The organism is Pseudonocardia acidicola (assembly GCF_012911935.1).
Classification (GTDB): domain Bacteria; phylum Actinomycetota; class Actinomycetes; order Mycobacteriales; family Pseudonocardiaceae; genus Pseudonocardia; species Pseudonocardia acidicola.
On record NZ_JAAXLA010000038.1, the window covers coordinates 48098 to 61992 of the forward strand.

Genomic DNA, 13895 nt, shown 5'->3' on the forward strand with positions numbered 1-13895 from the left:
CCTTCTCTCTCAGGCGGCGGGACGCTCAGCGCAGCGGGCCGGTGACCGACTCGGCGGCGGCCACCGCACCGCCGGAGGCGACGTACGCCACCGCCGCATCGATCTCCGGGTCGAGGTGGCGGTCCGGGCCCGGGCCGGCGACGGCGGCGCGCAGCCCGTCGCGGACCGCGGCGGTGGCCGGGGCCGGGGCGAGGGGCCGGCGCAGGTCGAGCCCACGGGCGGCGGTGAGCAGCTCGATCGCGACGACCCGGGTCAGCCCGTCCACGGCGCGGCGCAGCTCCCGGCCTGCCGACCAGCCCATCGAGACGTGGTCCTCCTGCATCGCGCTGGACGGGATCGAGTCCACCGACGCGGGGGTGGCCAGCCGCTTCAGCTCGGAGACGATCGCGGCCGCCGTGTACTGGGCGATCATGTGGCCGGAGTCGACACCGGGGTCGTCGGCCAGGAAGGCGGGAAGCCCGTGGCTGCGGGCGACGTCGAGGAACCGGTCGGCGCGCCGCTCGGAGATCGACGCGACGTCGGCGGCCGCGATCGCGAGGAAGTCGAGCACGTAACCGAGCGGGGCGCCGTGGAAGTTGCCGTTGCTCTCCACCCGGCCGTCCGGGGTGATCACCGGGTTGTCGATGGCACTGGCCAGTTCCCGGGACGCGACCAGCTCGGCGTGCTCGACGGTGTCCCGCGCGGCCCCGTGCACCTGCGGGGCGCAGCGCAGCGAGTAGGCGTCCTGCACTCGCGTGCACTCCGGACCGCGATGGCTGTCCATGATCGCCGAGCCGGCCAGCAGTGCCCGCAGGTTCGCCGCGGCGTCGGCCTGCCCCGGGTGCGGGTGCAGCGCCTGCAGGTCCGCGGCGAACACCGCGTCGGTCCCCAGCAGCGCCTCGACGCTCATCGCCGCGGCGACGTCGGCGGCCCGCAGCACCCGCCGCAGATCGTGGCAGGCCAGCACCAGCATGCCGAGCATGCCGTCGGTGCCGTTGATCAGGGCCAGGCCCTCCTTCTCGGCCAGCACGATCGGCTCGATGCCGGCCACGGCCAGCGCCTCGGCGGCGGGACGCGGCACTCCGCGGGCGTCGCGCACCCGGCCCTCACCCATCACGGCCAGCGCGCACTGGGCCAGCGGCGCGAGGTCGCCCGAGCAGCCGAGCGAGCCGTACTCCCGGACCATCGGTGTGATGCCCGCGCCGAGCACCGCCGCATACGCCCGCGCCGTCTCCAGCCGGACCCCGGTCCGCCCCGTCGCCAGCGTCCGCAACCGCAGCAGCATCAGTGCCCGCACGACCTCGCGCTCCACCTCGGGGCCCGAGCCCGCCGCGTGCGAGCGCACCAGGCTGCGTTGCAGGTCCCCCCGCAGCTCCACCGGGATGTGCCGGGTCGCGAGGGCGCCGAACCCGGTGGACACCCCGTAGTGCGGCTCGGCGTCGGCGGCCAGCGCCTCGACCACCGTGCGGCTGCGGCAGATCTCCGCCTCCGCCTCGGCCGACAGGGCCACCGCGGCCCCGTTCCGGGCCACCGCGACGATCTCGTCGCGGGTCAGCGGGCCGATGCCGACGGTCACCTGGTGCATCGCTCAATGGGACACCCGCCCCACCTCCCCGGCATAACCGCTTTCACACCGGATCGTGGAATTCTCCAGGACCGTCGGGGTATTGGTCCAGACATGACTGCACCATCCGCACCGTCCCCGTCCCGTGATGCCCCGGCCGAGCACGTCCCGCTCTCCGTGCTCGACCTGGCGCCCATCTCGAGCGGGCACGACGCCGCGGAGGCGATCGAGGCCACCACCCGTCTCGCACGGACGGTGGACGCCCTGGGCTACCGCCGCTTCTGGCTTGCCGAGCACCACAACACCGACACCTTCGCCAGTTCCGCGACGGCGCTGCTCATCGAGCGGGTCGCCTCGGCCACGTCGCGCATTCGCGTCGGCTCGGGCGGCATCATGCTGCCCAACCACGCGCCGCTCGCCGTCGCCGAGCAGTTCGGGACGCTCGCAACCCTGCACCCCGGCCGGATCGACCTGGGTCTGGGCCGCGCCCCGGGAACCGACCAGCGCACGGCCCACGCACTGCGCCGCGGATCCGCCGCCACCGAGAGCTTTCCGCAGGACGTCCGGCAGCTGGCCGCCTACATGGCGCCGCCCGGACCGGGGCAGGGGCCGGTGCGAGCCATTCCCGGGCAGGGGACGCAGGTCCCGCTGTGGATGCTCGGTTCCTCCGTCTCGAGCGCGCAACTGGCCGCGCGACTCGGGCTCCCCTACGCCTTCGCCTCCCACTTCGCCCCGCCCCAGCTGATGGATGCGCTCAGGATCTACCGGGAGAACTTCGATCCCGACGGGCCGCTGGCGCAGGTCGACAGGCCGACGGTGATCGCCGGGGTCAACGTCGTCGTCGCCGACGACCAGCAGGAGGCCGAGGCGCAGTTCACCACGATCCAGCAGATGTTCCTGCGCATCGCCTCCGGCGCCCCGGCGCCGCTGGACCCGCCGCTGCCCGAGCTGCGCAGCATGCTCGACGCGCAGCAGGCGGCCGCCGTGGACGCCCCGCTGGGGTACTCCTACGTCGGCACCCCCGACGTGGTGCGGGAAGGCCTGGAGCAGTTCGTCGACCGGACCGGCGCCGACGAGCTTCTCGTCGTCACCTATACCCACGACCCCGCGGTGCGCCGGCGCTCCTACGAACTCCTCGCCAAGGCCTGGGGCATCAGCGGGGAGTGACCCGGTCCTGGCAGTCTCTGCCCATGGCTGCCACGAACCGCCGGCTGGTGATCGTCCGGCATGCGAAGTCGGCGTGGCCGGAGGGCGTGCCCGACGTCGAACGGCCGCTGGCACCGCGTGGGCGCCGGGACGCACCGGCGATCGGGCGGTGGCTGCACACCCATCTCGACGACACCGACGGCATCGACGCCGTCGTGTGCTCCCCGGCGCTGCGGGCCCGCCAGACGTGGCAACTGGCCGCCACCGAGCTCGGCGACCCGCCCCCACCGCGCTTCGACGACCGGGTGTACGCAGCAACGGCCGACGAGCTGCTCGCCGTGGTCCGGGAGCTGCCCGGCACCGGCACCACGGCGGTGCTGATCGGTCACAACCCCGGCCTGGAGGACCTCGTCGAGCTGCTCAGCGGCCGGGAATGCGTGCTCAAGACGTCGTCGGTCGCGATGGTGAGCCTGCCGGGGCCCTGGGCACAGGCCGGGCCCCGGCGCGCTCACCTCGACGCGCACGCCACCCCACGGGGCTGACGGGCCGCTACCGGCGCCTGCCCCGGTTCCAGCCCGCGAGGGCGCCGACTGTCTCGATCAGGCCGTTGAACAGCCTGCCGATGGAACGGCCGATCCGCTTCACACGATCTCCTCGATGGACGGCAACCGGGCGAAGCACCCACCTTCGCAGATCCTCCCCGCCGATTCAGCGTGGAACGGGCGCCGATGCGGGCCGGGTCAACGGCCGGTGCGTGCGGCGAGCAGGGTCTCGGCGAACGCGACGGCCGCGGTGGTGGCGGGGTCTCCGGCGGCGGCGGTGTCCGCCGTCGCGCGCAACCAGCGCACCAGGTGCGGCGCCGTCGCCGGGGACAGCGCGACGATCCAGTTCGCGGTGCCGGCCCTGGCCTCGGCGACGTGTTCGGTGCTGCCGTCCTCGTGGTGGGCGATCACCTCGGGCCGGGTGGCGAGCAGCCCGCTCGCGGTCCAGCGGCCGGCGGTGGTCCGGGCGGCGAGTCGCTCCAGGACGTCCGCCGCGGCGCGCAGCACGCTCGCGGCACCGGTCTGCTCCGCGGGCCCGTCCATACCCGCGAGTCTCGCATCCGCAGGACTCAGCAGAACGGCGAGCACCCGGTGTAGAAGGTGCGCCCGTACTCCCCCCGCTTCTGATTGATGCGGTCGATCATTCTCTGGAGCTCCCGCTGGACATCCGATTTCTGCAGCGGATGCGCCGGCGGTTGCGCGCAGATCGAATCACAGCCGGAGGGACCGTCGGCGGATGCGGTGTTTGCCATCGGGGTCGGCGTCGCGGGCGCGGCGAATGCCGGGGCCGCGCCGGCCAGGAGAATGATCCCTGCGAGGACGGCGCAGCTGAGCAGCCGGAAGAATGACGCCATCACGAGGTCCCCTCAACCATGGACGGCACAGGCGACCAAGGGTAGGGACAGCGGCGACATACGGGCAACGGCCCTGCGGTCGCACGTCCGTGCGCTGAATGCGCGACGATTCGCGGCGATCGCCGTAATCGGGATCCGATGATTCCGGCCCGCTCACACGTCCGCGACGGCGGCGCGGCCGGCTTCGAGCCGGGCGACCGGTACCCGGAACGGCGAACACGAGACGTAGTCCAATCCGGCGTCGTGGAAGAAGTGCACGGACGCGGGATCGCCGCCGTGCTCTCCACAGATGCCCAGCTTGAGGTCGGGGCGGCTGGCGCGTCCCTCGTCGACGGCCAGCCGGACGAGCCGGCCGACGCCGTCGGCGTCGATGGTCTCGAACGGGGAGATGCCGAAGATGCCCCGTTCGAGGTAGCGCGAGAAGAACGAGCCCTCGACGTCGTCGCGGGAGAAGCCCCACGTCGTCTGCGTGAGGTCGTTGGTGCCGAAGGAGAAGAAGTGCGCCGCCTCCGCGATCTGCCCCGCGGTCAGCGCGGCGCGCGGCAGTTCGATCATGGTGCCGATCAGCGCGTCGAGCGGTACCTCCGAGCGCCGGGACTCGTCCGCGAGCACCGCGTTCGTCTCCTCGGCCACGGTCTGCAACTCCTGCACCGCACCCACCAGCGGGATCATGATCTCCGGTTGGACGTCGGCGCCGTCGCGGCGCAACTGCGCCACGGCCTGCGCGATGGCCCGGACCTGCATCCCGAACAGCCCCGGCACGAGGATGCCCAGCCGCACCCCGCGCAGCCCGAACATCGGGTTGTGCTCGTTCAACCGGCGCACCGCCGCCAGCAGCGCGACGTCCTTGGCGTCGGGCTCGCCGCGCTCCTCGGCGAGCGCCACCCGCACCGACAGCTCGGTCAGGTCGGGGAGGAACTCGTGCAGTGGCGGATCCAGCAGCCGGATCGTCACCGGCAGCCCGTCCATCGCGGAGAACAGTGCGATGAAGTCGGCCCGCTGCAACGGCAACAGCTCGTCCAGTGCGGCGCTGCGCTCGTCGTCGGTCTCGGCCAGCACCAGTCGCTCGACGTGCTCGCGCCGCTCGCCGAGGAACATGTGCTCGGTGCGGCACAGGCCGATGCCCTCGGCCCCGAACCGCCGGGCCCGGGCCGCGTCGGCGTCGGTGTCGGCGTTGGCCCGCACGCCCAGCCTCCGCCGGGCGTCGGCGTGGGTCATGATCCGGTGCACCGCCCGGATCAGCTCGTCTGCGGCCTCGTCGTCGGGGCCGAGGACGCCCTCGAAGTACTCGACGACCGGCGAGTCGACGACCGGCACCTCGCCGAGGAACACCTCGCCGGTGCTGCCGTCGATCGACAGCATGTCGCCCTCGGCCACCTCGACCCCGCCGGGGCCGACCAGCCTCCGGGCCGCCACGTCGATGTCGAGTTCCTCGGCACCGCACACGCACGTCTTGCCCATCCCGCGGGCCACCACCGCGGCATGGCTGGTCCGCCCGCCGTGGCTGGTCAGCACCCCCTGTGCGGCGATCATCCCGTGCAGGTCGTCGGGGTTGGTCTCCCGGCGCACCAGGATCACCCGCTCACCCGCGGCGGCCCGGGACACCGCGGCCGCGGAGTCGAACACCACCGCACCCGTCGCGGCCCCCGGTGACGCGTTCATCCCCACCGTCAGCGGGTCCTTCGCCGCGTCGGCGTCGAACCGGGGGAACATCAGCTGCGCGAGCTGGCCGCCGGTGACGCGGCGCAGCGCCTCGTCGAGGCCGATCAGCCCCTCGTCGACGAACTGGCAGGCCACCACGAACGCCGCCGCCGCGGTGCGCTTGCCGATCCGGGTCTGCAGCATCCACAGCCGGCCGCGCTCGATGGTGAACTCGATGTCGCAGAGGTCTCGGTAGTGCCGCTCGAGCGTCGCCATGATCTCCAGCAGCCGCCGGTAGGACTCCGGGTCGAGCTGCTCGAGCTCGGCCAGCGGCAGCGTGTTGCGGATACCGGCGACGACGTCCTCGCCCTGGGCGTTGGCCAGGTAGTCGCCGTAGATGCCCTGCGCCCCCGTCGCCGGGTCGCGGGTGAAGGCGACCCCGGTGCCCGAGTCCGGGCCGAGGTTGCCGAACACCATCGCCACGACGCTCACCGCGGTGCCCAGATCACCGGGGATCTGCTCCTGGCGCCGGTAGGTGATCGCCCGCGGGGAGTTCCACGACTGGAACACCGCGCGCACCGTCAGGTCCAGCTGCTCGCGCGGGTCCTGCGGAAACTCCCGGCCGGCGTGCTCGGCGACGACGCCCTTGAACGCGTCCACGACCCGGCGCAGGTCCACCGCGTCGAGATCCAGGTCGCTGTCGGTGCCCCGCTCCCGCTTGACGGCCTCGAACGCGTCGTGGAAGTGCTCACCGTCGATATCCAGGACGGTCTTGCCGAACATCTGGATCAGCCGCCGGTAGGAGTCCCAGGCGAACCGCTCGTCATCGGCCATCCGGGCCAGTCCCGGCACGGACTCGTCGTTGAGCCCGACATTGAGCACCGTCTCCATCATCCCGGGCATCGAGGCGGCCGCCCCGGAGCGCACCGAGACCAGCAGCGGGTCGGCGGCGTCACCCAGGCGCTTGCCCATCGCGTCCTGCAGCGCCGCCAGATGCTCGTCGACCTGCCCGGCCAGCTCCGCGGGTTCGTGTCCCTGCTCCAGATAGGTCCGGCACGCCTCGGTGGTGATGATGAACCCCGGGGGCACGGGCAGACCCAGATTGGTCATCTCCGCCAGGTTCGCGCCCTTGCCGCCGAGAACGTCTTTCATGTCCTTGCTGCCCTCGGCGAACGCGTACACGAATTTCGGCATTGGGAGCCTCCTGGACCTTCGGCGATTCTCGCATCGGTCGTCGCCCGGAGACTGAATTCAACTCGGTGTGCGCGCGATCGGCCAGCGGTGGCGCAGTGCGACATCCGGGCCGTGGGAGGCGGAACAGTCGCCCCCGCCCCCGCCGTCGACGGGACTAGCTCAGCGCCGGGCCCAGGAAATCGGCGATCCGCGCATTGACGACGTCGGGTCGTTCCAACTGGAGGAAGTGCCCCGCGCCCTGGATCAGGTCGACGACGCTGCCCGCCGGGAGCGCGGCCCAGGCCGGGCCCACGAAGCCGGCGCCGATGCATCCGTCGTCGGCGCCGTGCAGGTAGAGCGTCGGGACGGCCGGGATGCCCAGCCAGTCCGCGTGCCGGGCGGCGTAGCGCGGGTCGCCCCTCCCCGGCCGCGGCATCGCCCGGTAGTAGCCGAGGGCCGCGCTGCGCCGCTCGGGCGTGGCCAGCGCCGCCGCCACCCGCGCCACGTCGTCGCTGCCGTCGAAGCCCGGCGACCAAGCCGACCACAGCTGCGGCACGAGCCGCGGCAGCAGGCGCTCGGGGAGCCACGGCAGCTGGTTGAACAGCATGTACCAGCTGCGGCGGAGCTGGCCGGGCATCAGCTTCCAGTCGTAGGGCGGCCCGCCGGGCGCCGGGAGCGCGACCGCGGTGGGCGGCACCGCCAGAGCGACGATCCGGGAGAACGGCGCCGGGGCGTGCGCGCCCAGCGCGTGCACGGTGGCCGCACCCCAGTCGTGCCCGATCACCACGGCCCGGTCGTCGCCGCCGAGCGCCCGGTGCAGCTCGATGGCATCGTCCATGAGCGCACCGACCCGGTAGTCACCGTCGGCGGGCACGTCGGTCGGGGCGTATCCACGGGAGAACGGGGCGACCACCCGCCAGCCGCGGGCGGCGAGGAACGGGCCGAGGTACCGCCAGGTCCAGGCGGTGTCGGGGAACCCGTGCAGGCACAGCGCGAGCGGCCCGTCGTCCGGACCCCAGGACAGCGCGGACACGGTGAGGGCCGGCAGGTCGATCGACAGCTGTCGCGGCGCGTCCACCGCCGGAGGCTAACCGCTGCCGCCGCTGCACCGGCCCGGCCACACCCGAACGGGTGGACCGCGACGCGCAGACCGATCTCGGCCAACCCCGCCGCCCGCCGGGTTGTGCGGTCGGGGCTGCGGCCATGCGGCGCGGTGCCATCGCTGAGGCGCCGGACCTTCGGCCCGGCGCGCACGGGCGTCCCGGCCCGGGACGCGGAGCCCCGCCCGGGCACTGTGATCGGCGTTCCCTCTGGCGTGTCCCGCTCCGGCGCGGCACGGTGGTGCAGCACGACGTCCGAAGGGGGGACGACCGGGCCCCGGGCGGACACGACCGGAAGGGGGCCGTCATGAACGTGGAACCCTACGAGCTGGTATCGACGCCGGACGGGATCACGGCGCGCATCCGGGCCCGCGGCCGGGCCGTCCTGGCCACCCCGATGATCAATCGGGGCACGGCCTTCACCACCGAGGAGCGCGACGCACTCGGCCTGGCCGGCCTGCTGCCCGACGGCGTGTCCACGCCGGAGGGACAGCTGCGGCGGGTGTACGCGCAGTACCAGCGGGTCCCCGACGACCTGGCGCGCAACGTGTTCCTGGCCAACCTGCGCGACCGCAACGAGGTCCTGTTCTACGCACTGCTGGCCGCGCACCTGCCGGAGATGCTGCCGATCGTCTACACCCCGACGATCGGGCAGGCCATCGAGCGCTACAGCCACGAGTACCACCGCCCGCGCGGGGTGTACCTGTCGATCGACCGGCCGCAGGACGTCGAGCAGTCGTTCCGCAACTTCGGCCTCGGACCGGACGACGTCGATCTCATCGTGGCCACCGACGCCGAGGGCATCCTCGGGATCGGTGACCAGGGAGTCGGCGGGATCGAGATCGCGATCGGCAAGCTGTCGGTCTACACCGCGGCCGCGGGGATCCATCCGAACCGGGTGATCCCCGTCGTGCTCGACGTGGGCACCGACAACCGCGCCCTGCTCGACGACGATCTCTACCTCGGCCACCGCGGCCCGCGGGTCCGCGACCAGCGCTACGACGACCTGATCGAGACCTACGTGACCACGGCGTCGCGGCTGTTCCCGCACGCGATGCTGCACTGGGAGGACTTCGGCGCCGGCAACGCCCGCCGCATCCTCCAGCTGTACGCCGGCCGGTACTGCACGTTCAACGACGACATGCAGGGCACCGCCGCCGTCGTGCTGGCCGCGGCGTTCTCCGCGGTGCGCACGGCCGGAACACGGATGCGCGACCAGCACGTCGTGGTCCACGGTGCCGGCACCGCCGGCCTGGGCATCGCCGACATGATGCGCGAGGTCATGATCGGTGAAGGGCTGTCCGAGCAGGAGGCGACCAGCCGATTCTGGGCGCTGGGCAGCCGCGGCCTGCTCGTCGACGACTCCAGCCGGCTGCGCGACTTCCAGCTTCCCTACGCCCGGCCGGCCGCACAGGTCGCCGGGTGGCCGGGGGCCGGCGCGGGCGGAGGCGGGGTCGACCTGGCCACCGTCGTGGAGCATGTCCGGCCGACGATGCTGATCGGCACCTCCGCGCAGGCCGGCGCGTTCAGCGAGCCGGTCGTCAAGCAGATGGCCGCACACACCGAGCGGCCGATCATCATGCCGCTGTCCAACCCGACGCCGCGGGCCGAGGCGCTGCCCGCCGACCTGCTCGCCTGGACCGACGGGCGCGCGCTGATCGCGACCGGCAGCCCGTTCGCACCGGTGCCGCACGGGACGCGGACCCACCGCATCGCCCAGGCGAACAACGCCCTGGTCTTCCCCGGCATCGGACTGGGAGTCACGGTCGCCCGGGCCCGCCGGGTCAGCGACGGGATGATCGCCGCCGCGGCCGGCGCCGTCGCCCGACTGGCCGCGACCGGTTCGGGTGACCGCGACGGCGACGACGCCGCCGCGCCAGGCCCCGGGGCGGCCCTGCTGCCACCGATCGAGGACCTCTGGTCGGTGTCCGCGGCCGTCGCCGCCGCCGTGGTCCGGGCCGCGGTCGACGAGGGCCTCGCCCAGGTTCCGGTGACCGATCCGGACAAGCAGGTCGAGCAGGCCATGTGGCGGCCCCGGTACCCCCGGATCGAGGTGTGCTGACGCATTTTGCCCGGGCGTGAAGGACGGTTGGTCCGGGCAAGAGGATCTGCTCCGCAGAACCGGGCGAAACGTACGCTCACCCGGACGGACCAGGGGCGTTCACGATGCATTCACACTCGGGACGGTAGCGCGCCGTATACACGCCGTAGTCATTCCTCCGCACTCGTCCGGGTGACCCGACACCCGGACGGACACGAAGCGGAGGACTTTCATGCGCATGTCGTTGAAGGCGCTGGCGCGCCCGGCGGTGGCGGCGGGGGTGGCGATACTCGCGGTCGGCGGGGCCACCACCGCGGCACTCGCCGCCCCGGCCCAGGACAACGACGGCGGACGGCACGTGCTGCTGATCTCGGTCGACGGTCTGCACCAGTCCGATCTGGACTGGTACGTCGCGCACCGCCCGCAGTCTGCGCTCGCGAAGCTGACCAGGTCCGGAGTGGACTACACCAAGGCATCCACTCCGCTCCCGTCCGACTCGTTCCCCGGCATGATCGCCCAGGCGACCGGGGGCAACCCCAAGACGACCGGGATCTACTACGACAGCGTCTACAACCGCGCGCTACTGCCGGCGGGGACGACCTCGTGCGCCGGCAAGGCACTCGGCGCCGACGTCGAGCTGACCGAGGCCGCCGACCGCAACCAGAACGTCCTCGACGCCGGTCAGGGTCTCGCGGGGCTGCCCAGCAGCATCCTGCAGATGACCGGTCAGCCGCAGTCGGTGCTCGACCCGTCGAAGCTGCCGGTCGACCCGAAGACCTGCAAGCCGGTGTACCCGCACCAGTACCTGCCGGTGAACACCATCTTCGAGGTGGCCCGGGCGCACGGGCTGCGCACCGCGTGGTCGGACAAGCACCCCGCCTACGAGATCCTCGACGGGCCGTCGGGCACCGGGGTGCAGGACCTGTTCACCCCGGAGATCAACAGCCAGGCCGCCGGTTCACCGGCCGGGGACGACTGGACGATGGACAACCTCAAGACCCAGCAGTACGACGGGTACAAGGCCCAGGCCGTCCGCAACGAGCTCGACGGCTACGACCACTCCCGCACCGCGAAGGTCGGCGTCCCGGGGATCCTGGGGATGAACTTCCAGACGGTGTCCACCGCGCAGAAGCTGACGACGTCGGACGGCGCGCCGGGCGGCTACCTCGCCGATGGGGTGACCCCCGGTCCGGTGCTGTCCAAGGCGCTGGACTTCGTGGACTCCCAGCTCGGCAGCTTCGTCTCCGAGATCAACGCCCAGCACCTGCAGGACAGCACGACGATCATCGTGTCGGCCAAGCACGGCCAGTCCCCGACCCAGCCCGCGGCGCTGAACCGCATCGACGACGGGCCGATCCTGGCCGGGCTGAACGCGGCGTGGAAGGCGGCGCACAAGGGGGCCGGCGACCTCGTCGCGCACTCCACCGACGACGACGGCATGCTGCTGTGGCTCACCGACCACTCGCAGGCCGCCGCCGACTTCGCCCGCACCTATCTGCTCGCGCAGAAGGGCAACGGGAACGACATCACCGGCAAGCCGAAGCCCTTCACCTCGTCCGGGCTGACGCAGGTCTACGCCGGCCAGGGGGCCGCCGGCTTCTTCCAGACGGCCCCGGGTGACACCCGGGTGCCCGACGTCGTCGGGATCGCCCAGCACGGCGTGGTGTTCACCGGCGGCAAGAGCAAGATCGCCGAGCACGGCGGGGCCGACCCGCAGGACCGCAACGTCCCGATCGTCGTCTCGGGCGCCGGTTTCGGCCACGGCCAGAAGGTCGACGCGCCGGTGGAGACGACCCGGATCGCCCCGACCGTGCTGCGCGCACTCGGGCTGAACCCGGATGAGCTGCAGGCGGTGCAGCGCGAGCACACCGAGGCGCTGAACCCCTGAGCGCCTTGCGTGGCGCGGGCCGTCGCCGGCCCGCGTCACGCGTCGGGGATCGTGCTCTGGGCCAGGCGCAGCTTGTCGCAGAGCTGCGCCAAGGTCCGCAGCTCCTCGTCGTCGAGGGCCGGGCCGAGGTAGCGGCGGATGCTGGCGGCGTGGCGCTGCCCGATCCGCCGCTGCATCGCCGCGCCGGCCTCGGTGAGGACGACGACGGTGCCGCGGCGGTCCACCGGGTCGGGCTCACGGGTCACGTACCCGGCGGACTCCAGGCGCTCGACCATCCGGGACAGCGACGGCTGGGTCAGCAGGATCTCCCGGTTCAGCTCCCGCAGTCGCGCCCGGCCGCCCGCGCAGCGGCTGAGCGTGAACAGTGCGTCGTACTCGCGCATGCTGATCGGATCCCAGACGTCGTCGTCGGCCAACCGGCGCAGCAACGTCACCTGGGCGCGCAGCAGCGCCTCCCACGAGTCGACCGCGGCCCGGGTACTGCCGGGCGTGGCCGGCTCAGACCGCGGCGCGGACGTCGAGGTCACGGCCTGCCTCCCGGGCGGCGAGCCGGCTCGCGTGCGTCGGCGGGTCGGCCGGAACGTGCGCCGGGCGCCGGGCGTCGAACTCCGCGCGCAGCGTCGGCGCGATCTCACCGAGCATGTCCAGCTGCTCCAGCACGGTCTTGAGCGGCAGACCCGCGTGGTCGACGAGGAACAGCTGGCGCTGGTAGTCGCCGAAGTGATCGCGGAAGGTCAGCGTCTTCTCGATGACCTCCTGCGGGCTGCCGACGGTCAGCGGGGTCTGCGCGGTGAAGTCCTCCATCGACGGGCCGTGGCCGTAGACCGGGGCGTTGTCGAAGTAGGGCCGGAACTCGTTCCAGGCGTCCTGGGAGTTGCGCCGCATGAAGAACTGACCGCCGAGGCCGACGATCGCCTGGTCCGCGCGCCCGTGCCCGTAGTGCTCGAAGCGCTCGCGGTACAGGTTGATCAGCCGCGTGTAGTGCGACGCGGGCCAGAAGATGTTGTTGGCGAAGAATCCGTCCCCGAAGTACGCGGCGATCTCCGCGACCTCCGGGGTGCGGATCGACCCGTGCCAGACGAACGGCGGGATCCCGTCGAGCGGGCGCGGCGTGGCGGTGAATCCCTTCAGCGGGGTGCGGAAGCGGCCCTGCCAGTCGACCACGTCCTCATCCCACAGCCGGCGCAGCAGCTGGTAGTTCTCGACCGTCAGCGGCACGCCGTCGGCGATGTCCTGACCGAACCAGGGGTAGACCGGCGCGGTGTTGCCGCGGCCGAGCATGAGGTCCACCCGGCCGTCGGCCAGGTGCTGCAGCATGGCGTAGTCCTCGGCGATCTTCACCGGGTCGTTGGTCGTGATCAGCGTGGTCGACGTCGACAAGGTCAGCGTCGAGGTGCGGGCGGCGATGTGACCGAGCAGCGTCGTCGGCGACGACGGCACGAACGGCGGGTTGTGGTGCTCACCGGTCGCGAACACGTCCAGGCCGACGGCCTCGGCGTGCTCGGCGATGGTGACCATCGCCTTGATGCGCTCGTGCTCGGTCGGCGTGCGGCCGGTGGTCGGGTCGGTGGTGACGTCACCGACGGTGAAGATCCCGATCTGCATGTCCTACTCCTTCGACACCGCCTCGACCCCAGTGTCGGTGCAGTCGATGCGTTTGCATGGATATCGAGCTCAACCATCGGCCCGGCCCACGTATTCCCGGCCACGACGCGTGTCCCATACGAAACCTCACCTCTTATAGTGAACGGACCTGTACACAACCCCGAGGTGGTTCCGTATGACCGACGTGCTGGATTCCGCGAGCCCGATCCCCGCGGACGGATCGACGGGCTCCGGCTCGGAGGCGGTGGCCGCCTTGATCATGGAGCTGCAGGCGGTCGGGCTGCGGATCGAAACCGAACTGGAGACCTCCCGCAAGGGCGGCGCCGGCCCCTCCGACTCCGGCATGCTCTGGATCGAAGGCG

Annotated in this window: 11 protein-coding genes and 1 pseudogene; 5 read left to right on the top strand and 7 right to left on the bottom strand. The window is 72.4% G+C overall.

Translation table 11 applies throughout. From position 1 onward, the window contains the following. Window positions 1-25: 25 nt before the first annotated feature. The gene (gene hutH / locus HF526_RS20005; protein ID WP_169383062.1) at window positions 26-1564 is read right to left on the bottom strand and encodes a histidine ammonia-lyase; all 1539 of its coding nucleotides are present in this window, start codon (window positions 1562-1564) and stop codon (window positions 26-28) included. Between the two features lie 93 nt (window positions 1565-1657). Between hutH and HF526_RS20010 the strand changes: the two genes are divergently transcribed. Together HF526_RS20010 and HF526_RS20015 are read left to right on the top strand one after the other, a co-directional pair. Continuing rightward, window positions 1658-2710 carry an LLM class flavin-dependent oxidoreductase gene (locus tag HF526_RS20010; RefSeq protein ID WP_169383063.1) on the top strand — a complete coding sequence of 351 codons (1053 nt, stop codon included), beginning with the start codon at window positions 1658-1660 and terminating at the stop codon, window positions 2708-2710. A gap of 23 nt (window positions 2711-2733) precedes the next feature. Further along, window positions 2734-3231 carry a SixA phosphatase family protein gene (locus HF526_RS20015; protein WP_169383064.1) on the top strand — a complete coding sequence of 166 codons (498 nt, stop codon included), beginning with the start codon at window positions 2734-2736 and terminating at the stop codon, window positions 3229-3231. A 198-nt stretch (window positions 3232-3429) separates the two neighbouring features. On the opposite strand, the gene HF526_RS20020 is transcribed toward HF526_RS20015, so the two are convergent. The 4 genes from HF526_RS20020 to HF526_RS20035 all read right to left on the bottom strand — a co-directional run bounded on the left by HF526_RS20020 (window position 3430) and on the right by HF526_RS20035 (window position 7977). Then, entirely contained in the window at window positions 3430-3774 is a 345-nt protein-coding gene (locus tag HF526_RS20020; RefSeq protein ID WP_169383065.1) for a hypothetical protein, read from the bottom strand. Between the two features lie 26 nt (window positions 3775-3800). Further along, window positions 3801-4085: a hypothetical protein gene (locus HF526_RS20025; RefSeq protein WP_169383066.1), complete on the bottom strand. Its 285-nt coding sequence runs from the start codon at window positions 4083-4085 to the stop codon at window positions 3801-3803. Between the two features lie 153 nt (window positions 4086-4238). Then, the gene (gene ppdK / locus HF526_RS20030; RefSeq protein WP_169383067.1) at window positions 4239-6920 is read right to left on the bottom strand and encodes a pyruvate, phosphate dikinase; all 2682 of its coding nucleotides are present in this window, start codon (window positions 6918-6920) and stop codon (window positions 4239-4241) included. 154 nt (window positions 6921-7074) lie between these two features. Next, a complete protein-coding gene (locus HF526_RS20035) occupies window positions 7075-7977 on the bottom strand; it encodes an alpha/beta fold hydrolase (protein WP_169383068.1) in 903 nt (300 codons plus the stop codon). A gap of 329 nt (window positions 7978-8306) precedes the next feature. Between HF526_RS20035 and HF526_RS20040 the strand changes: the two genes are divergently transcribed. Further along, window positions 8307-10061 (top strand): NAD-dependent malic enzyme, encoded by a 1755-nt coding sequence (locus HF526_RS20040; RefSeq protein ID WP_169383069.1) that lies wholly within the window; start codon window positions 8307-8309, stop codon window positions 10059-10061. A 211-nt stretch (window positions 10062-10272) separates the two neighbouring features. Then, entirely contained in the window at window positions 10273-11928 is a 1656-nt protein-coding gene (locus HF526_RS20045) for an alkaline phosphatase family protein (protein WP_239028905.1), read from the top strand. Between the two features lie 35 nt (window positions 11929-11963). Here HF526_RS20045 and HF526_RS20050 read toward each other — a convergent pair whose 3' ends face one another. Together HF526_RS20050 and HF526_RS20055 are read right to left on the bottom strand one after the other, a co-directional pair. Beyond that, entirely contained in the window at window positions 11964-12455 is a 492-nt protein-coding gene (locus HF526_RS20050) for a MarR family winged helix-turn-helix transcriptional regulator (protein ID WP_338051614.1), read from the bottom strand. Then, entirely contained in the window at window positions 12427-13533 is a 1107-nt protein-coding gene (locus tag HF526_RS20055) for an LLM class flavin-dependent oxidoreductase (RefSeq protein ID WP_169383070.1), read from the bottom strand. The genes HF526_RS20050 and HF526_RS20055 overlap by 29 nt, the downstream gene beginning before the upstream one ends. 175 nt (window positions 13534-13708) lie before the next feature. On the opposite strand from HF526_RS20055, the pseudogene HF526_RS20060 reads away from it, so the two are divergent. After that, window positions 13709-13895, top strand: a pseudogene (locus HF526_RS20060) (MSMEG_0568 family radical SAM protein); the annotation flags it as partial.